The organism is Leisingera sp. S2M4 (assembly GCF_055398055.1).
In genome coordinates this window covers 1,356,787-1,375,778 of sequence record NZ_AP040861.1, presented here as the reverse complement: position 1 = coordinate 1,375,778, position 18,992 = coordinate 1,356,787, and the positions used below count along the sequence as shown (strand labels likewise).

The window sequence follows — 18,992 nt, the reverse complement described above, 5'->3', positions numbered from 1 at the left end:
GCGGCGTAACTTGGTACTCCGTGCGGAGTGTGAACAGCGGACAGGAAGCCATGAGCGCGACAGCCAGGAAACAGGCCCCCAACGCCGAAGATATTCGTGCCCGCAAGGGCGGCACGCCGCTGGTCAGCCTGACGGCCTATACCACGCCGATGGCCCGATTGATGGACAGCCACTGCGATTTCGTGCTGGTCGGCGACAGCGTCGGCATGGTGCTGCACGGGCTGCCCTCGACGCTGGGTGTCACCATGGAGATGATGATCCTGCACGGAAAAGCCGTCGCGCGCGGCCTGTCCAGCGCGATGATGGTCATCGACATGCCCTTCGCCAGCTACGAGGAAGGCCCGGCGCAGGCGTTTCGCAACGCGGCGCGGCTGATGGCGGAAACCGGCGCAGGCGCGGTCAAGCTGGAAGGCGGGGTCGAGATGGCCGAGACCATCCGTTTCCTCGTCAAGCGCGGGATCCCGGTGATGGCGCACATCGGGCTGACGCCGCAATCCATCAACACCCTTGGCGGATACAAGGTGCAGGGCCGTGACGCGCAGGCCGATGCGGTGATGGCTGACGCCCATGCCGTTGCCGATGCCGGGGCGTTTTCGGTGGTGCTGGAAAAGGTGCCCCAGGGGCTGGCCGACCGGATCACCTCCGAGGTGGCCATTCCGACAATCGGCATCGGCGCCAGTGCCGGCTGCGACGGGCAGATCCTGGTGGTCGACGACATGCTGGGCTTCTTTACCGCCTTCAAACCGAAATTCGTGAAACGCTACGCCGATCTGGGCCAGAACGCCGAGGCGGCGATTGCCGAATACGCTGCCGAGGTCCGCGCCCGCAGCTTTCCGGCCCCTGAACACGTGTTTGCCGATCAGGCGCCCTCCAAAGGATGACGACTCCCATGACCGCCCCGATCCTGCGCCGCCTCGACGGTCTGCGCACCCGCACCGCCGCGTGGCGCCGTGCCGGTGAAACCATTGCCGTGGTGCCCACGATGGGGGCACTGCACGCAGGTCATCTGTCTCTGGTCGAGGCCGCCAAGGCCGCCTGCGACCGGGTCATCGTGACCATCTTCGTGAACCCGAAGCAGTTCAACAACGCCGAGGACCTGGCCAACTACCCCCGGACCGAGCACGAGGACGCGGCCAAGCTCGCCCCCTACGGTGTCGATGCGATCTACGTTCCCGACCCGGACCAGATCTACCCGGATGGCTTTGCCAGCACCGTCGCCGTCACCGGCAGCATCACCGACGTCATGGAGGGCCCCTTCCGCCCCGGCCATTTCGAGGGCGTCGCCACGGTTGTGGCCAAGCTGTTCCTGCAGACCAGCGCCGACAAGGCGTTCTTCGGTCAGAAGGATTATCAGCAGCTGATGGTGGTGACCCGCATGGCGCGCGACCTGGATATCCCGATCGAGGTGGTGGGCTGTCCCACCGTGCGCGAGGCCTCCGGCCTGGCCATGTCCTCGCGCAACCTGCGCCTGTCCGAGGCGGCGCTGACCCAGGCCGCGGCGCTCTATGCGACGATGCAGACCGCTGCCACGGGCGCGGCACAAGGAGAGCCCTGGTCGGCTCTGGAGGCCGAAGCCCGGCGTGCCTTGGCTGCGGCCGGTTTCGGCGAGGTCGAGTATTTCGACCTCCGATGCGCCGAGAGCCTCGAGGCGCTGGACTACCCTGACCGTCCGGCCCGGCTGCTGGCGGCCGCGTGGCTGGGCGATATCCGCCTGATCGACAATATCGAAGTGGCGCAGGTGCAGCGCTGAAGCGCCTGTGCCGGGCTGTGCGATCTGCGCTGACCGTGCCGCAGTCGGCGATCAACCGCGGCGCGGTTTTTGTACTAAAGATATAGTAGGGACTGGTAGCGGTACCGGATTTGCGTTTATTGTCTGCGGTCAGAGGAGACTGGAAGGCAGCAGATGACCTATATTCTGGCAATTGATCAGGGCACCACGTCCACCCGCGCGATCCTGTTCGACGGGGCGATGCAGGTGGCCGGTACCGCGCAACAGGAATTCACCCAGCATTACCCGCAGGCGGGGTGGGTCGAACACGACCCGGAGGACATCTGGGACAGCACTCTGGCTGTCTGTCGCCAGGTGATGGCGGATCTCGGGGTGGCGGCCTCTGATATCGCGGGGATCGGCATCACCAACCAGCGGGAGACCACGGTGGTCTGGGACCGCGAGACCGGAAAGCCGATCCACAATGCCATCGTCTGGCAGGACCGCCGCACCGCTGCCATCTGCGAGACGCTGCGGGCTGACGGCCATGAGGAGATGGTCGCCGACCGCACCGGTCTGCTGCTGGACCCGTATTTCTCGGGCACCAAGGTGAAATGGATCCTCGACACGGTCGAGGGCGCCCGGGCGCGTGCCGCCGCGGGGGAGCTGCTGTTCGGCACGGTGGACAGTTTCCTGATCTGGCGGCTGACCGGCGGTGCCGCGCATGTGACCGATGCCACCAATGCCGCGCGCACGCTGATGTATGACATCCGCAAGGGCCGCTGGAGCCGCACCATCAGCGATCTGCTGGAGGTGCCACAGCAGATGCTGCCCGAGGTCAAGGACAGTGCCGCCGACTTTGGCATCACCGATCCAGAGATCCTGGGCGGCGCCATTCCGATCCTGGGGGTGGCGGGGGACCAGCAGGCGGCCACCATCGGCCAGGCCTGTTTCAAGCCGGGGATGATGAAATCCACCTACGGCACCGGCTGCTTTGCGCTGCTGAACACCGGCGACGCGCCGGTGGTGTCGAAGAACCGGATGCTGACAACCATCGCCTACCAGCTGGACGGCAAGCCGACCTATGCGCTGGAAGGCTCGATCTTCATTGCCGGTGCGGCGGTGCAATGGCTGCGCGACGGGCTGGGCATCATCGGCAAGGCGTCTGAGAGCGGCGTGCTGGCGGACAAGGCCGATCCGGGCCAGGACGTGATCCTGGTGCCCGCCTTCACGGGGCTTGGCGCGCCCTACTGGCAGCCCGACTGTCGCGGCGGCATGTTCGGGCTGACCCGCAATTCCGGCCCGGCGGAGTTCGCCCGCGCGGCGCTGCAAAGCGTTGGCTACCAGACCCGGGACCTCTACGAGGCGATGCGCGCCGACTGGGAGGACGACAGCCACCACACGGTGACCCTGCGCGTCGACGGCGGCATGAGCGCCAGCGACTGGGCGATGCAGAGCCTGTCGGACATCCTGGGGGCTGCGGTCGACCGGCCAGTGATGCAGGAGACCACCGCACTGGGGGCTGCCTGGTTGGCGGGGATGCGGGCCGGGGTCTACCCGGACCAGGCCGGTTTCGCCGAAACCTGGCGGTTGGATCGCCAGTTCGTCCCCCGGATGCAGCCGGAGATGCGCGAAGCGGCTTATGGCCGCTGGAAACGGGCGGTGCAGGCCGTGATCGGTATCTAAGCCAGCCCGCCACCAGCCCGCCAGAAGAGGCTCCCGCCTGCTCCGGCGCATTCCTTGCGGAATGACCTGTACAGTTGGGCGTGGCGCCGTGCATTCGCACGGCGCAGGTGCCTGCCGAGAAGCGGTTCAAGGGCAGATCTGCCCTTGAACGCGCCTGCCCCAGTGTGGGGCCGCCCATCCCCGCCTCAAGGGTGAACCGTGCCTGCGGCACGGCGGCTGTGCCGCCCTTGACCCGGCGCTGGCCGGGGGGGCGTCAGGCCAGCCGCGCGCCTGCGGCGATGGTGGGCGGGCGGGCATTCAGTTCTTCGATGGAAAAGCCTGCGATGGATTTGTAGCGGGCGGCATGGGCGGCCAGTTCGGTGGTCGGGATGACCTCATCGATGTGGTCAAAGGCGCCGCCGCAGAGATCTTCCACACGTTGCAGCACCGCGTCCGGTCCGCCGCCTGCCCGGTTGGCGCGGCCAACGGCCGTGGCCAGCGGACGAACGGCGTCCTCGTAGGCCTGCAAGGCGGTCGGGGTGAGGCCATGGGCCAAGAGCTGCGCGCCGATGATCCGGGCATCCACGATGGCCTGGCTGGCTCCGTTGGACCCGATCGGGTAGGTCGGATGCGCTGCATCGCCCATCAGTGTCACCCGGCCGATGGTCCAGTGTGCCAGCGGGTCGCGGTCCACCATCGGGTATTCATAGACCACATCGGCGCCGCGGATCAGCGCCGGTACGTCGATCCAGTCGAACTGCCAATCCTCGAAATCGGGCAGGAATTCAGTGATGTCGGCAGGCCGGTTCCAGTCCTCGCGGCGCCAGGGGGCGGCGGGGTCAAAACTCTTTTCCGCGATCCAGTTCATCGTGACCAGCCCATCGGCGTCAGGGGCCGAGATCGGATAGGCCACCAGTCGCAGCTGGTCGTGGCCGATCATTGCCATCGCCGCGCCTCCCTTGAATTCGGGCGCGCGGGTGGTGGCACGCCACAGGATGCGGCCGTTCCAGATGGGCGCGCCCTCATCCGGGACCATCTGCGCGCGCAGCGCCGAGTGGATGCCATCCGCGGCAACCACCAGCGTCCCCTCGGCGCGGGTGCCGCCCGCCAGCAGCAGCGCCGCGCCCTCGGCGGTGGTCTCGAAGCCGACCGCGCGCGTGCCGGTGGTGATGCAGCCCGGGCCTGCGCGCTCCAGCAGGATGCGGTAGAGCATCATCTGCAACGCGCCGCGGTGGACCGAATACTGCGGCCAGGCGTAGCCAGCGCCGCGGCCGCGCGGCTCTTCCCAGATGGTGTTGCCCAGCTTGCTGTAGAACCCCAGCTGCCGGGTCTGCACCCCGATCGCCTCCAGCTCCTCTCCCAGCCCGAGGTCCAGCAGCTCCCGTACCGCGTTGGGCTGCAGGTTGATGCCAACGCCCATCGGCCTCAGCTCCGCCGCGGATTCATAGATGTGAAACGGCACCCCGATCTGGTGCAGGGTCAGCCCCAGTGACAGCCCGGCGATACCGCCGCCGGCGATGAGGATGGACATGATAAGTATACCTCCCAATTTCCGTGGCACAGAACCACAGCCCGCCGCGCAGGGCAAGACTTAAGCGGAGGGGGGGCTGTTGGGGAGGCTAGCGGCGACCCGCGATGATCAGGTCCGGGCCGAAGATGACGTCGGCATAGCTGTGCAGGTAGATCTTCAGCCAGGGGGTGAAGCGTTCCGGGTGGCGGCTGACCTCGGCCAGCAGGTCGTGGTAGTCGACCCAGCGGGTTTCCATCACTTCGGCCGGGTTCGGCGTGACTTTCAGCGGGCGGTGCACATGGGCGAGGAACACATCCACCGCCTCATGCTCGATCAGCCCGTTGCCGACGTCGGCGCGGTATTCCAGGTGGTGCCGGAACTCGGGGTAAAGACCGGTAATGCCCAATTCCTCGCGCATGCGGCGCACCGCACAGGCCGAGGGTTGTTCTTCCCACATCGGGTGGGTGCAGCAGGTGTTCGCCCAGAGGCCTGGCGTGTGGTACTTGGTCATGGCGCGGCGCTGCATCAGGATTTCCACGCCTTTGACCACAAAGACGGAGACCGCCTTGTGCTTCAGACCGCGTTCATGTGCGGCCAGTTTGTCCACCGGTGTCAAATCGCCGTTCACCCAGGCGGGGATCATATGGCTCATGTTGTGTCCGTGACGGTTGCGTCGGCGTGGCTGCCCGCAGGGCACCCCGGCTCCTACCGCTAACGCCTGTGGCTTACGAAAGCAATTACGCGAAAGGCCGCGGCGAAAATGCCGCGGCCTCGGGGCTGGCCTGGTGCAGGCCGCTGCTTATTCAGATGGCGCCGTGGTCGTTTCTTCGGCGGCGGCAGCCTCCTCGGCGACAGGGCCGTGGCTGGCCAGGAAGGCGTAGATGTCCTCGCCGCCCTTCTTCAGGCGGAACGACATTTTCGACTTGGCCTTGGAGTTGCCGGTCTCTTCCCGCAGGAACGCGCGCGGATCGGCGGTGAAGGCGACGAATTTCTCTTCGTCCCAGACCAGCCCGGCTTCGCCCGCGGCAACGAGGTCCTTGCTGTAGTTGAAGCCCTCGACGGACCCGGCTGTGCGGCCTGCGATGCCCCACAGGTTCGGACCGGTCTTGCCGCCCTTCACGATAACCTCGCCCGCATCAGAGGTGACGGTGTGGCAGGCCTTGCACTTGTTGAACCCCTTCTCTCCCTTGTCCGGATCGCCCGCGGCAAGGGCGGGGGCAGCGAGGAGGCCAAGGATGGCGGCGGTTACGAGAGGTCTCATTTTGCTTGCTCCAGTTCTGAGTTGGCAGAGGAGACTCATCGTTTAATTGCCCGCGGAGTCAACCGGCAGTTTGACGCGCGGCATGCTGACAGCGGGCGTGGGGAGGGGGTCAGCGTGCGATTTCGCTGATGCAGGGCAGCAGGTCGCCCGGTTCCGGCCGGGCCAGCCAGACCGCGCGTGCGATGGCCCGGCTGAGACACAGCGCGGCGGCATGGGTGATCGCGGCCAATTCGGAGGGGTCGCCCATGGGGCGCGCATTGGTGCTGGCGGCAAAGATGAGATCCCCGTCGCCGGGCATATGGGCGGGGACGATGGCGCGGCCGATGCCGTCATGGGCGGCGCTGGCCATGCGTTGACATTGCGCCTTTGACAGATCCGCATCGGTGGCAACGATGGCAATCGTGGTATTGGCGCGCTCGTCGGGCAGTTTGGCGCCATCCGCCAGACGCTGCATCGCCTCCATGCGGCGGCTGGAAAGGTCGCGGCCAAGGCCGACAGAGGTGTCCACGCCCAGCCCGCCGAATTCTCCGTCGATCTCGAAAGGGGCGGCCCAGAAGTGCTGCTCGCCGGGGGTGGTCACGGCACCAATCGGATTTGCGGCCACCAGCGCCCCCACCGTGACGCCGCTGTCCAGCACCAGCGAAGCGGACCCCAGCCCGCCCTTGACCATGGCCGTCAACGCACCGCAGCCCGCACCGGCAGTGCCGAGGCTGAAGGTCTCCGCCGCCGCCTCGAAGGCGCGGCGCCCCAGGGCCGCGTAAGGGTTCTGCTCCCAGTCCTTGTTGCCGCCGTTCAGCAGGTCGAACAGGATTGCGCCCGGCACCAGCGGGACCCGGGCCGGTCCAACCGCGAATCCGCGGCCCTGCGCGCGCAGCGCTTCGGTGACGCCGGAACAGGCCTCCAGCCCAAAGGCAGATCCCCCGGAGAGCACCAGCGCATCGATCTTGGCGACGGATTTGTCGGGCGCCAGCAGATCGGTTTCACGCGAGCCGGGCGCGCCGCCCATCACCTGTACCGAGGCCGTGAAGGGCGTATCCGCGGTCAGCACCGTGGTGCCGGATTTCAACGCGCGGTCCTCGGCGTTGCCAACGCGCAGGCCCGAAACATCGGTGATCAGGTTGCGGGGGCCCGGGGTCATGCGCGGTCTCCCACGGCGGACGGGGAAATCAGCCCGCGGTCCCGGATTCTGCAGGCGGTGCGCCCGGTTGCTCGCCTGGATGTGTCACTTGCCCGCAGCATGTCATTCTCCCGAGTGGTTTGCGGCAGCATGGTCCGAAGCGCGGGCGGGTGCAATCTCTGGATGTGCGGTGCCCGTCAATCGGGGTCAACCTTGCCGCGGTTGGCCTTCAGCGCCCCGCGCTGTTTCTTGGCGTCCAACCGGCGGCGGACGGAGCCGCGGGTGGGCTTGGTGGCGATGCGCCGCTTGGGCGCGACCAGCGCCTTGCGCACCAGCTCGGCCAGCCGCTCGCGCACGATCTCGCGGTTGCGCTGCTGCGAGCGGGTCTCGTCGCATTGCAGGAGGATGGCGCCGTCCTTGGTCCAGCGCCGCCCGGCCAGCCGTTTCAGCCGATTCTTGACCGAGGGCGTCAGCGCGGGCGAGCGTTCGGCCTCGAACCGCAGCTCGACGGCGGTGGCCACCTTGTTCACATTCTGCCCGCCGGGCCCCGAGGCGCGCATGAAGCTCTCGGTCATTTCCCAGTCTTGCAGGGTGATCTGGTCGTTGATGCGGATCATGGGGTCTTTATGGCCCGGGGGGGCAGGAATCGAAAGGGCTGTTCCCACACGCGGGAACAGCCCTTCGAGATGATAGGAGGTGCACCGGTTAGGTCAGCACCAATTCAGAGTTCTATACGCGCCAAGGGCTGCCTCGGCCGCACTCCTTCTGAACTGTTCCGGTACTGCTCTCCATAGCTTCTCTAGACAATGGGCACCTCCTTTCTGAATGTTTCGTGTGACCTCAGCCTGCCATAGATTCGGCAGATGTCAAAACAAAATCATGTGGTACTTGCGCTGAGTTTACGCACGATGATGCGGAAGGGCACAAGCGCCAGCAGCGCCAGCGACAATTTCACCATCCAGTCGGCCAGGGCCAGCGACACCCACAGTGGCGCCATCGGCCCGCTGCCCAGGAGCGGCAGCATCTCGCCGGCCCAGGAGACGTCATTGCCCGGCTCCAGCCAGCTCAGCGCGCCGGAGAAGGCGATGGTGAAGAACAGCGCGGTGTCGACGGAGGAGCCGACCAGCGTCGAGGCCAGCGGCGCGCGCCACCACTTGCCCTCGCGCAGGGCCGAGAACACGGCCACGTCGAGCATCTGCGCGGTCAGGAAGGCGAGGCCAGAGCCGAGCGCGATGCGCAGGGTGACGGCCGGATAGGTATAGCCGTCGCCTTGCAACATGATCTGGGTGCCGATCAGCGAGCAGATCACCCCGACGACAAAGCCGACGGCCACGATCCGCCGCGCCGCCGCCGCGCCATAGACGCGGTTCATCACGTCGGTGACGAGGAAGGCGATGGGATAGGTGAAGGCGCCCCAGGTCAGCCATTGGCCGTACAGGAATTGCACCAGGATGTTGGAGGCCACAACGACGGCGGCCATGGCAAGAATGCCGGGAAGGTAAGTGCGGGTCATTTTGGATCCGTTTTTTATACAAGGTCGCGGAGACTTGTTCCGCCGAAGCGAAAGACTGGCCCTCCTACACCGGCTGGGCTGCTGCTGCAAGGATTACATATCGCGGTTGCACGGCGCGACCAGTTGGCGGAGACGCGGGGGCGTGCGCTCCCGCCCGAAGACGGCGCATCTGCGATTGCGCCTTTTCGGTTGGGCCGGGCGCCGCTGGCGCGGCGCAGGGGGCGCATCCGGTCAGCGCGGCAATGCGTATTCCACCAGCTCTGTGCGTTGCAGGGGCAGGAAATTGTCGTCCGAGATCATGGTGGCGCGCAGCCCGCCCGTGGAGTCGCGCCAGATCGACAGCCCTTCGAGGTTGTCGTGGGTGCCGGCCGCAGTCTGAAACAGCGTGACCTCGTTCCCGGGCCCTTCCGCCGTGATGTCCCACCGGCGCAGGCGGCTGCGAAAGCCCAGCAGCGTCAGGTCGCGTTCCAGCAGGTAGAAACGCCCGTCGGGGCCGAAATCCGCATCCACCGGAAGAAATCCTCCGCGCGGCGGAAGGCTGAAGGGCCGTGACCACTTGCGCCCGTTCCAGCGCCAGACCGGGATCTGCCCCTGCTGGTCCAATGCCCGTTCGGGCAGCGTGTAGAGATGACCGTGCCGATCGATCGCCAGGGTTTCCAGCGACTTGTTGCGCGGCAGCTTGCGAAAGGCGCCGGGGCGGGGCAGCACCTCGGCCCGGTCCTGCGGGTGTTGATACCGTGCCACCCGCGCGGTGCCTTCAAACGAGATGTAGCGCACCCCGTCGGCGGCCACCGCGAGCCCTTCACTGTCACCGGAGGGGCCGTTCAGCACCTTGCCGCTCGAAGCGAGCAGCGGATGGGCGGCGGTGACCGAAATGGCGGCAATCTGGCCGTCGCGGCGGCGGATGCGACTGGTGACCAACGTCGCCCGGTCGCTGAGGGCGGTCAGCGCCTGTCCGTTGTCGCTCAGCTTCAGGGCCGAAAATCCGCCGAACCAAGGCTGCTTCAGGTGCCAGCTGTAGCTGCCCAGATACCGGGCCTGTTGCACCGCGGCGTCCGCCGGGCGCTTGGCGGCATAGGCGGCCGCCGCCAGCCCGGCCGCGGCCAGCAGTGGCAGGATCAGTTTGATTGCAGAACGGCGGCGCATTGCTGGGGCAGGTCCGAAAGGGTGTAATCACGTCTCGGTCTAGGCTTTGGAGCGCTGGGGTCAACCGGTTTCGGCGGCGGCGGGTTCAGGATATTGGCAACCCACTGCCGGGCTTCGGCGCAGCCATCGCCCTTGGGGGGCGGGGCTTGCTCGACACAGCCGCGCGCGCCGCGCGGGCAGTTCAGCCGCACGTGGAAGTGATAGTGGTGTCCCCACCAGGGCCGGATCTTGCGCAGCCAGTTGCGGTTGCCCCTCTCGTCATTGCACATCTGAACCTTGGCGCCGGGAAAGACAAAGATTCGCGCCACCCGCCGGTCCTTGGCGGCGGCCTTCAGGATTTCGTGGTGGGCGCGGGTCCAGCTGGAATTCACATAGGCGCCCTTGGCCCGCCGCATCGAGATCGAGGAGATGTTCTCGCGCGCCTTGCGGCTCAGGTTCAGGCGGTCTGCAGGGCGCATCCAAATGTCGATATCGAGCCCGATCTGATGGCTGCGGTGGCCCGACAGCATCGGCCCGCCGCGCGGCTGGCTGATGTCACCGATATAGAGCCCGTTCCAACCCCGCTGCCGGGCCGCGAACTGGCTCAGATCCTTGATGAAGTCGATCGTCTCGGGGTGGCCCCAGTTGCGGTTGCGGCTGAGGCGCATCGCCTGCCAGGTGGGGCCGGTCTCGGGCAGTTGCACAGCGCCGGCCACGCAGCCCTTGGAGTAGGAACCAAACGGCGCGGGCCGCTGCTGCGAGGCGTCCGGCTTGGCACCGAACAGCGCCTTGGCCGGGGTCTGCGCGCTTGCCGGAACCGCGAACCCGATCACCGACAGACAGATGGCAAGTAACAGTTTCACCCTTGGTCTCCTTCTCCATTTACCCAGAACAACAGGAACAGCCCGGCAGCAAACAGCGCGATCACCGGGGTGATCCCCAGCCGGGCGCTGCCGGTAACAGTGGTGGCGAGGCCAATCAGCGCCGGCGCGAGGAAGGCGGTGGCGCGGCCCGACAGGCCGTAGAGGCCAAAGCTCTCGGTCGCCTTCAGCGGGTCGGTGTGGCGCACCATCAGGCTGCGGCTCGCCGATTGCAGGATGCCGCCGAAACCGCCGATCAGCACGCCGCAGGCAAAGAACACCGCGTCCGGCAGCCTGGACCCCTCCGGTAGCGCGATGCCATAGATCTGCGTCCGCGACATGCTGACGATGGTCAGGCAGACCAGGCTCAGCACCAGGATCGACACCGTGATCACCGGCTTGGGGCCGAACCGCCGGTCCGCCTTGCCGCCCAGCCAGCAGAACACCGTGGCCGCCAGCGCCGCGACGATGCCGAAGACGCCGATCAGGGTGATCTGCCAGCCCAGCACCAGCTTGGCATAAACGCCGCCAAAGCCATAGAGCCCGTTCAGCGCATCGCGGTACAGCATCGACGAGCCGAGGTAGCTGGCAAGGCTGACGCGGTGGCGCAGGTTCTTTACCGATTGTACCACCAGCGCCACTGCCTGGCCCAGCGTGCCGCGCTGTCCGGTGGCGCGGCCTTCGCGCACCCACAGGAAATAGGGCACCATGAACAGGGCAAACCACAGCGCGGTGAACGGCCCCACCGCCCGGGTGCCCTCGCGCGCCGCCGGGTCCAGCCCGAACAGCGGGCTGAGACCGATCAGGGTCTTGCCGCTGGCCTGTTCGACAAACAGCAGGAGCATGATGAACAGCGACAGCACACCGCCGAGATAGCCGAAGGCATAGCCCGATCCCGACACATCCCCGACATCGTCGCGCCCGGCCAGCGAGGGCAGCTGCGCGTTGACGAAGATCAGCGCGAATTCGGCTCCGATGAAGCCGAGCCCGAAGCTGACCAGCATCCACCACAGGTTGCTGCCGCCGGGATCGGTGAACCACAGCCCTGCCGCGCCCAGCACATACATCGCCGAGAAGGCGAGGATCCATGGCCGCCGCCGCCCCGAAATATCGGCCAACGCCCCCATGAAGGGCGCGCCCAGTCCGATCATCAGCCCGGTCACCGTCAGGCACAGGGACCATATGGTCTGCGCCTCGGCCTTGGCGGCCTCTCCGGCAAGCCCCTGCGCGATGAAGTGGTCGGTGGCAACGGCTGCAAAGAACGGGCCGAAGACAAAGGTCACCAGCAGCGTGTGATAGGGCTGGCTGGCCCAGTCAAAGAACCACCACCCCCAGATCCGCTTGCGCGTGGATACCTGCTGCATACCCGGCCTCTTGTTATAGTTGCCTTCAGGTATGACAGCCGGGCAGGGGGTCAGGCAAGCCCGTCCTGCATCGGCGGCCAGGGTCGGCCGGCATCCGCTTCGCACCAGTCAAGGATCCATTTCGGCAACTCGGGCGATGGCGTGTCGGCCTGTCCCAGCGCCGCCAGCACCCGGGCGGGCGGCACGATGCCATTGCGGTCGGTGACCGCGGTGCGCAGCATCACGTGGCTGGCGCAGTCGCCGTTCTTCTTCCACATGGATTGCTCGACGTAGATGAACTTCTCGTCCCAGCCCGCGGCGCGGCTGCGCATCTCGAATTTCTCGAACCCGCGGATGCGGCGGCGATAGCGCACCGACGAACCCGCCACCGTCAGCCCCCAGCGGTTCTTCTTCAGCGCCCCGATCAGCCCGGCGCGCTGCGCCAGCATGGTGCGCCCCAGGTCATAAAGCGTCATTGTGCGGCCGTTGTTCAGCTCCATCCACATGTCCAGATCCCAGGGCCAGCAGATATGGTGCGAGACATGCAGGCCGGTGATCGGCAGCGGCTCCATCCGGCTGGCGAGAATGGTGTCCTTGATCAGACGGAAAATCGGGTACATCGGCACACGCTCCTTGATGAGATGTATCCGTGATGCCACCCGTTTACAGCCCGTCAACCGCAACCTTGCGGAACCCTTGCACATTTTGCGCTGTCTGCTTACCTGTGAGGCTGATTTAAAGAAGGAAACACAGATGGTCTCGCTGTTCCAAATCCTGATGCTGATCCTCGACATCGTCTGGTTCTTCATCATTGCCCATGTGATCATGAGCTGGCTCATCAACTTCCAGGTTCTGAACCTGCACCAGCAGCTGGTCGGGCAGATCTGGTACGGGCTGAACCGCATTCTGGAGCCGCTTTATGCGCCGGTGCGCCGGATCCTGCCCAACATGGGCGGTCTCGATCTGGCGCCGCTGGTGGTGCTGATCGCGGTCTACGCGCTGCGCATCATCCTGGTGAACAACGTCGCGGCGTTCTACTGACACTGCGCAAATGACGTACCGCCCGGCCGACAGGCCGGGCTGCACCCGACCCTCCCCACGGCAGGGTGCTTGCGCCGCCTCCCAGGCTCGGGCGCAGCCCTGAGCGTGAAAACGCCCCCTCAACGCCCCTTGCCGCCCCATGCCTCCTGTGGGATTGTGCCTGCCAAGCAAGAGCAGACACCACACCGAGGCCACCCGCCCCCATGATAGCCACCGCAGCCCTGCCAGGCGCGACCCCGATCCTGCGCGAGATCTTTGGCTTTGACGCCTTCCGCCCCGGTCAGGAGGAGATCGTCGACGCCGTCACCGCGGGCGAAAACGTGCTGGCGATCATGCCCACCGGCGGCGGCAAATCCCTGTGCTACCAATTGCCTGCCCTTTTGCGCGATGGCGTCACGGTGGTGATCTCGCCGCTGATCGCGCTGATGCGAGACCAGGTCCGCGCCCTGCAGGAGGCGGGTGTCACCGCCGGTGCGCTCACCTCCGGCAACACGGATGAGGAAACCGAAGCGGTCTGGAACGCCATCGAGGCAGGCGAGCTGAAACTCCTCTATATGGCGCCCGAGCGGCTCGCCTCGGGGGCGGCCATGGGCATGTTGCGCCGCATCGGTGTCAGCCTGATCGCGGTCGACGAGGCGCATTGCGTCAGCCAATGGGGCCATGACTTCCGCCCCGATTACCTGCGCATCGGCGAGTTGCGCCGCGCGCTGGACGTGCCGCTGGCCGCCTTCACCGCGACGGCGGATCAGGAAACCCGAGCGGAAATCGTCGAAAAGCTGTTCGATGGCGAGGCCCCCCGCAGCTTCCTGCGGGGCTTTGACCGGCCCAACATCCACCTCGCCTTTGCCGCCAAGGACAATCCCCGCCGCCAGATCCTCGAGTTCGCCGCCGCCCGCAAGGGGCAATCCGGCATCGTCTACTGCGGCACCCGCGCCAAGACCGAGGCGCTGGCGGCAGCGCTGCGCGAAGACGGGCATTCCGCTTGTTTCTACCACGGCGGCATGGAGGCTGAGGACCGCCGCATCGTCGAGACCCGCTTTGCGCGCGAGGACGGTCTGATCGTGGTGGCCACCGTCGCCTTTGGCATGGGCATCGACAAGCCCGACATCCGCTGGGTCGCCCACGCCGACCTGCCGAAATCCATCGAGGCCTACTACCAGGAAATCGGCCGCGCTGGCCGCGACGGCGCTCCCGCCGAAACCCTGACGCTGTTTGGCCCCGATGACATCCGCCTGCGCCGCACCCAGGTGGATGAGGGGCTCGCCCCGCCGGAACGTCGCGCCGCCGATCACGCCCGGCTGAACGCCCTCCTGGGGCTGGCCGAGGCGCTGCACTGCCGGCGCCAGAAACTGCTGGGCTATTTCGGCGAAGAGGCAGAGCCCTGCGGCAACTGCGACCTCTGTGATACCCCGGCGGATGTGTTCGACGGCACCACGGTGGTGCGCAAGGCGCTCTCGGCCGTGCTCAGGACCGAGGAGTGGTTCGGCTCCGGCCATCTGATCGACATCCTGCTTGGCGTCGACAACGACCGCATCCGGGCCAAGCGTCATGACCAGCTGTCGGTCTATGGCTGCGGCAAGGAATTCGGCAAACGCCAGTGGCAGGCGGTGTTCCGCCAGATGATGGGCTACGACCTGTTGCGCCCCGACCCGGAACGCCATGGCGCGCTGCGCTTTACCGAGGCTGCGCTGCCGATCCTGCGCGGCGAGCAGACGATCGAGCTGCGCCGCGACACCATAAAGTCGGCCGACCGCCGCCCGGCGGTGAAGGCGCTGGTGTCCGAGGAAGACGCGCCGCTCTTGTCGGCGCTCAAGGCCAAGCGCCGCGCGCTGGCCGAGGCGCAGAAAGTGCCGGCCTATGTGATCTTCCCCGACCGCACCCTGATCGAGATGGCCGAGAGGCGGCCCGACACCCTCGACCAGATGGCGCGGATCAGCGGTGTCGGCGCCAAGAAGCTGGAACGCTACGGCGATGATTTCCTCGGTGTCATCACCGGCGCGGTTGAGCAGCTGCATCCGGCGCGGCGCAAGCTGGCCGGGCGCGATGCGGGCTCCGCCTATGACCGGCTTCTGGAGGTGCAGGCGCAGCTGGCCCGCGGTGAATGCGGCACGCTGAAGCCGCTGACCTGCTCGGCCTCGCTTCTGGCCAAGGTTGCGCAGATGCGCCCCGATGACGAGGCCGGGCTGACCCGGCTGCTGGGAGAGCGCCGCGCGGAACGTTTCGCATCGGCGTTTCTGGACGTCTTGCGCGGCGCGGGATAAGATCGCGCCAAGGATCATAGGGCAGATATTCGGGGGCAGACATGCTGGTAGTGACCTCTCCGGCCAAGAAGCTGGACTGGGCGGAACGGGATCAGGACATGACCTGGCCCGCGCTGCATGACGACGCGGTGGCGCTGGCAGAGGTGGCACGCGCGCTGACGGTGGCCGAACTGATGAAGCTAATGCACATCAGTCTTGATCTGGCGCAGCTGAATTACACGCGTTTTCAGGAGTTTGCCGCAGACCCCGCGACGGAGACCACCCGACCGGCAGTGCTGGCCTTTGCCGGTGACACCTACCAGGGGCTGGAGGCCGCCTCGCTGGATGCGGAGGAACTGGCCTGGGCGCAGGACCACCTGCGCATCCTGTCGGGTCTTTACGGCGTGCTGCGGCCGCTGGACGCGATGCAGCCCTACCGGCTGGAGATGGGCTCGCGTCTTAAAAATCCGCGCGGCAAGAACCTGTACGAATACTGGGGCAGCCGGATTTCCGAGGCGCTGAACGAACAGGCCGCCGCCACCGGCGCCCAGGTGCTGGTGAACTGTGCCAGCCAGGAGTATTTCGGCGCGGTGGACCTGTCGGCGCTGAAGCTGCGGGTGGTGACGCCTGTGTTCATGGAAGACAAGAACGGCACGCCCAAGGTGGTCAGCTTCTACGCCAAGCGCGCCCGTGGCGCGATGGCGCGCTACATCATTCAGCACCGCCTGAACGACGCCGCCAGCCTCAAGGATTTCGACGCTGGCGGTTATGCCTATCAGCCGGATCTGTCGGAACCGGACAAGCCGGTTTTCCTGCGCCGCGCTTGACCCGCAGGGGCGGGTCGCCTCCCGCCCGGTCCGCCGCATTCAGGGAATGCAACGTCCCGGTTGGGCCCGGCAGCGCGCCTTGCGCGCTGCCGGGCCCAAGGCCGCACAAGGGGCGTGTCGGCGCAGCCGATGCGCCCGCGGGCGCGGGAGAATTTCGGAAAACCGAGAGAACAAGCGCGGCTGCAGCGACGCGACGTGGGCTGAGGCCTCACGTTGTTTGCGCACCATTGCCGCTGGGCCGCGTGCGGGGCGGGATGCAATCCTGCCGTTGTAATGTCGTGCCGGACGCCGCCAGACGCCGAAATTCACGTCGCTGGAGGTCAGGAGGCTTCGGCAGCCGCGGGCGGCGTGGCGGGCGTGAGGGGCAGCGCGTCGGCGGGCGCAAAGGCGTGCAGCTTCTCGTGAATCAGCGCCTTGCGGAGCGGTTTGGTCAGGTAGTGGTCCAGACCGGCGGCCAGGATCGCGTCTGAATCGCCCGTCATCGCATGTGCGGTCAGCGCCACGATCGGCACATGGCCCCCGGTGTCCGCCTCGATCTTGCGGATTTCGACCGTGGCCTCCTTGCCGTCCATCATCGGCATCGAGATGTCCATGAAGACCAGATCAGGCTCGAACGCCTTGAACGCTTCCACCGCCTCGATCCCGTTGTTGGCAAATCGCAGCTCGATATCGAGGTCCTTGACCATTTTGCGAAACACCAACTGGTTGGTCTTGTTGTCCTCGGCGGCCAGCACCCGCATGCGGCGCAACACCGGCGCGGGCGCGTCCGGTGCGTTGTCCGCCTGCGGCGGAGTGGCCTGCAGCGCGGTGACATCCTCTGCGGATTGGTCGCGCTGACCGGGCCCCGTGTTGTCCGCGTGGTCCTGCGTGGCGCCTGCCGCAGCTGGCGTTGCCTGCTGTTCCCCATGCGGGTCGGGGGTGTCGCAGGCCGGTGCCGCGGCCTCCCGGCCCAGCCGGGCGAGATGGTCGAACAGGTCCGAGCGCGGCGTCGGATATTGCAGAATGCCGCTGACCAGATCCCCCACCTGCAGCCCGTTGCAGGCCTGCGGGCTGGAGTTCAGCAGCAACAGGGGCACATGGTGCCGCGGGCCGGATTTGAGGTCACGGGCTAGCTCCACCCCGTCCAGCGCGGGGGGATTATGTCCGCTGATGACCAGGTCGATATCCTTGCCGATCGCCGCCCTCGCAGCGGCAGCATTGTCGGCCGTCGTCACCTGGATGCCCAGCATCAACAGGTGTTTCTGCAGGATTTCGCGGTTCAGCGGCCGGTCGTCGACCAGCAGCACATGGCGCAGCGTCTCTGGCAGTTCCGGCAGCGTGTTGCCACCATCGCCCTCCAGCGGCAGCGGCACCCGCAGCCCAAAGCAGGAGCCCTTGCCCTCTTCGCTGTCGACCCAGATCTCACCGCCCATCAATTCGATCAGCCGCTTGGAGATCGCCAGACCCAGTCCGGTGCCCTCGAACTTGCGGTTGCGCTCGTCCTCGACCTGGTTGAATTCGCCAAAGATGTGGTCGACCTTTTCGGCGGGGATGCCGATTCCGGTGTCTTCGATGGTGATATGCACCGAGCAGATCTCGCTGTCGGGCGCGCTGATGCCGGTCACCCGCAGCGTGACGTGCCCTTCCTTGGTGAATTTCACCGCATTGCCCGCCAGATTGGTCAGCACCTGGCGGATCCGGCCGGGATCTCCGGTGAACCGGGTCGGCAGGAACAGGTCGTAATCCACCACCAGCGCCAGCCCCTTGTCGCGCGCAGTGGGTTGCAGCAGCATCACCACCTCATGCAGGCAGCGCTCCAGATCGAAGGGCTCGGGGTGCAGCTCCAGCTTGTCGGCCTCGATCTTGGAGTAGTCGAGCACGTCGTTGATGATGACCAGCAGCGCCTCCCCCGAGCTCTTGATGGTATCGGCATAAAGCCGCTGCTCCTCGTCCAGGCCGGTGTCGCTCAGCAATTCGGCCATGCCCACGACACCGTTCATCGGGGTGCGGATTTCGTGGCTCATGTTGGCAAGGAAGGCAGACTTGGCCCGGTTGGCCTCCTCGGCGCGGGCGCGGGCTTCGCGCAGCTCATGCTCGTGCCGCACGGTCGAGGTGATGTCCAGCGCCAGAGACACCATGTCACCGCCGTGGCCGCGCTGGTCGATCAGCCGCAGATAGCGTTCGTCCCACAGCTGAACCATGATCGGCGCGGGCGAATCCGACAGCCAGCGATCCGTCATCATGTCGCGCCAGGCATCGGCGGCCAGTTCGCCCGTGTTGACCAGCCCTTCGTCGGTCATCAATTGCAGGATCCGCATGTAGGAGATCCCCGGCGCCACCTCCTCGAGGCCGTCAAAGATGTTCAGGTAGGCGGTATTGGCGCCGATCAGCTTGCTGTTGGAATCAAAGAAGGCAAAGCCGTCCTGAAAGGCCTGGATCGAATGCCACAGCCGCCGCTCGGCGGTTTCGATCTTCTCGTTGGCGGTGGTGAGGTCTGATTTGACCTTGGCGTTTTCGTCGCGGACGGTGGCGACCTCGGCCTGTGTCTGGCCGATCTGTTTGGTCAGTGCCAGTGCGTGGCGGCCCAGCTTGCGATTGGCAGCGGACAGTTCGGCCTGCTTCAGTTCAAGCAACCGTTCTGCGGCCAGTCTTGCTCGCCGCTCCTCCGCCAATTTTTCAGCAAGGCTCATCCCTGCAAACTCCGGCAATCTATTAACATCAAACGTCGCACGGGAAAAATCCGCGTCCGCAAGCAGGAATGCTGCTCTCTTGGTGTTACGCCGGGGAATCTTGCCATGACGTT

The 18,992-nt window shown here is 66.4% G+C and carries 17 protein-coding genes; 6 read left to right on the top strand and 11 right to left on the bottom strand.

The window, feature by feature from the left end:
• Positions 1-50 precede the first annotated feature (50 nt).
• The 3 genes from panB to glpK all read left to right on the top strand — a co-directional run bounded on the left by panB (position 51) and on the right by glpK (position 3,394).
• Entirely contained in the window at positions 51-881 is an 831-nt protein-coding gene (panB, locus tag ACZ52D_RS06720; protein ID WP_464442926.1) for a 3-methyl-2-oxobutanoate hydroxymethyltransferase, read from the top strand.
• A gap of 8 nt (positions 882-889) precedes the next feature.
• Positions 890-1,750 carry a pantoate--beta-alanine ligase gene (panC, locus tag ACZ52D_RS06715; protein ID WP_464442925.1) on the top strand — a complete coding sequence of 287 codons (861 nt, stop codon included), beginning with the start codon at positions 890-892 and terminating at the stop codon, positions 1,748-1,750.
• A gap of 153 nt (positions 1,751-1,903) precedes the next feature.
• Positions 1,904-3,394 carry a glycerol kinase GlpK gene (gene glpK, locus ACZ52D_RS06710; protein WP_369930088.1) on the top strand — a complete coding sequence of 497 codons (1,491 nt, stop codon included), beginning with the start codon at positions 1,904-1,906 and terminating at the stop codon, positions 3,392-3,394.
• A gap of 253 nt (positions 3,395-3,647) precedes the next feature.
• On the opposite strand, the gene ACZ52D_RS06705 is transcribed toward glpK, so the two are convergent.
• The 10 genes from ACZ52D_RS06705 to ACZ52D_RS06660 all read right to left on the bottom strand — a co-directional run bounded on the left by ACZ52D_RS06705 (position 3,648) and on the right by ACZ52D_RS06660 (position 12,722).
• The gene (locus ACZ52D_RS06705) at positions 3,648-4,904 is read right to left on the bottom strand and encodes a flavin-dependent oxidoreductase (RefSeq protein WP_464442924.1); all 1,257 of its coding nucleotides are present in this window, start codon (positions 4,902-4,904) and stop codon (positions 3,648-3,650) included.
• Positions 4,905-4,992: 88 nt separating this feature from the next.
• On the bottom strand, positions 4,993-5,535 hold the full coding sequence (gene idi, locus ACZ52D_RS06700) for an isopentenyl-diphosphate Delta-isomerase (protein ID WP_222454616.1): 543 nt from the start codon (positions 5,533-5,535) through the stop codon (positions 4,993-4,995).
• A 147-nt stretch (positions 5,536-5,682) separates the two neighbouring features.
• Positions 5,683-6,144 carry a c-type cytochrome gene (locus ACZ52D_RS06695; protein ID WP_369930092.1) on the bottom strand — a complete coding sequence of 154 codons (462 nt, stop codon included), beginning with the start codon at positions 6,142-6,144 and terminating at the stop codon, positions 5,683-5,685.
• Between the two features lie 109 nt (positions 6,145-6,253).
• Positions 6,254-7,282 carry a P1 family peptidase gene (locus ACZ52D_RS06690; RefSeq protein ID WP_464442923.1) on the bottom strand — a complete coding sequence of 343 codons (1,029 nt, stop codon included), beginning with the start codon at positions 7,280-7,282 and terminating at the stop codon, positions 6,254-6,256.
• Between the two features lie 176 nt (positions 7,283-7,458).
• Complete coding sequence (gene arfB, locus ACZ52D_RS06685; RefSeq protein WP_464442922.1) at positions 7,459-7,878, bottom strand: alternative ribosome rescue aminoacyl-tRNA hydrolase ArfB; 420 nt, start codon at positions 7,876-7,878, stop codon at positions 7,459-7,461.
• A gap of 260 nt (positions 7,879-8,138) precedes the next feature.
• Positions 8,139-8,774 carry a queuosine precursor transporter gene (locus ACZ52D_RS06680; RefSeq protein ID WP_464442921.1) on the bottom strand — a complete coding sequence of 212 codons (636 nt, stop codon included), beginning with the start codon at positions 8,772-8,774 and terminating at the stop codon, positions 8,139-8,141.
• A gap of 231 nt (positions 8,775-9,005) precedes the next feature.
• Complete coding sequence (locus tag ACZ52D_RS06675) at positions 9,006-9,920, bottom strand: esterase-like activity of phytase family protein (protein ID WP_464442920.1); 915 nt, start codon at positions 9,918-9,920, stop codon at positions 9,006-9,008.
• Positions 9,893-10,762 (bottom strand): penicillin-insensitive murein endopeptidase, encoded by an 870-nt coding sequence (gene mepA / locus ACZ52D_RS06670; RefSeq protein WP_464442919.1) that lies wholly within the window; start codon positions 10,760-10,762, stop codon positions 9,893-9,895. The genes ACZ52D_RS06675 and mepA overlap by 28 nt, the downstream gene beginning before the upstream one ends.
• Positions 10,759-12,123, bottom strand: coding sequence for an MFS transporter (locus ACZ52D_RS06665; RefSeq protein WP_464442918.1), 1,365 nt, complete (start codon positions 12,121-12,123; stop codon positions 10,759-10,761). The genes mepA and ACZ52D_RS06665 overlap by 4 nt, the downstream gene beginning before the upstream one ends.
• A gap of 50 nt (positions 12,124-12,173) precedes the next feature.
• Positions 12,174-12,722: an acyl-CoA thioesterase gene (locus ACZ52D_RS06660; RefSeq protein ID WP_464442917.1), complete on the bottom strand. Its 549-nt coding sequence runs from the start codon at positions 12,720-12,722 to the stop codon at positions 12,174-12,176.
• A gap of 133 nt (positions 12,723-12,855) precedes the next feature.
• On the opposite strand from ACZ52D_RS06660, the gene ACZ52D_RS06655 reads away from it, so the two are divergent.
• From ACZ52D_RS06655 to yaaA, 3 genes are all read left to right on the top strand, one after another.
• Positions 12,856-13,143, top strand: coding sequence for a YggT family protein (locus ACZ52D_RS06655; protein WP_222454624.1), 288 nt, complete (start codon positions 12,856-12,858; stop codon positions 13,141-13,143).
• Positions 13,144-13,346: 203 nt separating this feature from the next.
• On the top strand, positions 13,347-15,404 hold the full coding sequence (recQ, locus tag ACZ52D_RS06650; RefSeq protein ID WP_464442916.1) for a DNA helicase RecQ: 2,058 nt from the start codon (positions 13,347-13,349) through the stop codon (positions 15,402-15,404).
• Positions 15,405-15,445: 41 nt separating this feature from the next.
• Positions 15,446-16,210 (top strand): peroxide stress protein YaaA, encoded by a 765-nt coding sequence (gene yaaA, locus ACZ52D_RS06645; RefSeq protein WP_464442915.1) that lies wholly within the window; start codon positions 15,446-15,448, stop codon positions 16,208-16,210.
• A gap of 320 nt (positions 16,211-16,530) precedes the next feature.
• On the opposite strand, the gene ACZ52D_RS06640 is transcribed toward yaaA, so the two are convergent.
• Complete coding sequence (locus ACZ52D_RS06640; RefSeq protein ID WP_464442914.1) at positions 16,531-18,879, bottom strand: ATP-binding protein; 2,349 nt, start codon at positions 18,877-18,879, stop codon at positions 16,531-16,533.
• Between the last annotated feature and the right edge of the window lie 113 nt (positions 18,880-18,992).

What these genes read in the sequence shown, in the direction of transcription:
- idi (WP_222454616.1), bottom strand. Translation starts at nt 5,535, where the DNA reads ATGAGCCATATGATCCCCGCCTGGGTGAACGGCGATTTGACACCGGTG.
- panC (WP_464442925.1), top strand. Translation starts at nt 890, where the DNA reads ATGACCGCCCCGATCCTGCGCCGCCTCGACGGTCTGCGCACCCGCACC.
- yaaA (WP_464442915.1), top strand. Translation starts at nt 15,446, where the DNA reads ATGCTGGTAGTGACCTCTCCGGCCAAGAAGCTGGACTGGGCGGAACGG.
- ACZ52D_RS06705 (WP_464442924.1), bottom strand. Translation starts at nt 4,904, where the DNA reads ATGTCCATCCTCATCGCCGGCGGCGGTATCGCCGGGCTGTCACTGGGG.
- ACZ52D_RS06695 (WP_369930092.1), bottom strand. Translation starts at nt 6,144, where the DNA reads ATGAGACCTCTCGTAACCGCCGCCATCCTTGGCCTCCTCGCTGCCCCC.
- glpK (WP_369930088.1), top strand. Translation starts at nt 1,904, where the DNA reads ATGACCTATATTCTGGCAATTGATCAGGGCACCACGTCCACCCGCGCG.
- ACZ52D_RS06680 (WP_464442921.1), bottom strand. Translation starts at nt 8,774, where the DNA reads ATGACCCGCACTTACCTTCCCGGCATTCTTGCCATGGCCGCCGTCGTT.
- ACZ52D_RS06690 (WP_464442923.1), bottom strand. Translation starts at nt 7,282, where the DNA reads ATGACCCCGGGCCCCCGCAACCTGATCACCGATGTTTCGGGCCTGCGC.
- ACZ52D_RS06660 (WP_464442917.1), bottom strand. Translation starts at nt 12,722, where the DNA reads ATGTACCCGATTTTCCGTCTGATCAAGGACACCATTCTCGCCAGCCGG.
- arfB (WP_464442922.1), bottom strand. Translation starts at nt 7,878, where the DNA reads ATGATCCGCATCAACGACCAGATCACCCTGCAAGACTGGGAAATGACC.
- ACZ52D_RS06675 (WP_464442920.1), bottom strand. Translation starts at nt 9,920, where the DNA reads ATGCGCCGCCGTTCTGCAATCAAACTGATCCTGCCACTGCTGGCCGCG.
- ACZ52D_RS06655 (WP_222454624.1), top strand. Translation starts at nt 12,856, where the DNA reads ATGGTCTCGCTGTTCCAAATCCTGATGCTGATCCTCGACATCGTCTGG.
- ACZ52D_RS06665 (WP_464442918.1), bottom strand. Translation starts at nt 12,123, where the DNA reads ATGCAGCAGGTATCCACGCGCAAGCGGATCTGGGGGTGGTGGTTCTTT.
- panB (WP_464442926.1), top strand. Translation starts at nt 51, where the DNA reads ATGAGCGCGACAGCCAGGAAACAGGCCCCCAACGCCGAAGATATTCGT.
- recQ (WP_464442916.1), top strand. Translation starts at nt 13,347, where the DNA reads ATGATAGCCACCGCAGCCCTGCCAGGCGCGACCCCGATCCTGCGCGAG.
- ACZ52D_RS06640 (WP_464442914.1), bottom strand. Translation starts at nt 18,879, where the DNA reads ATGAGCCTTGCTGAAAAATTGGCGGAGGAGCGGCGAGCAAGACTGGCC.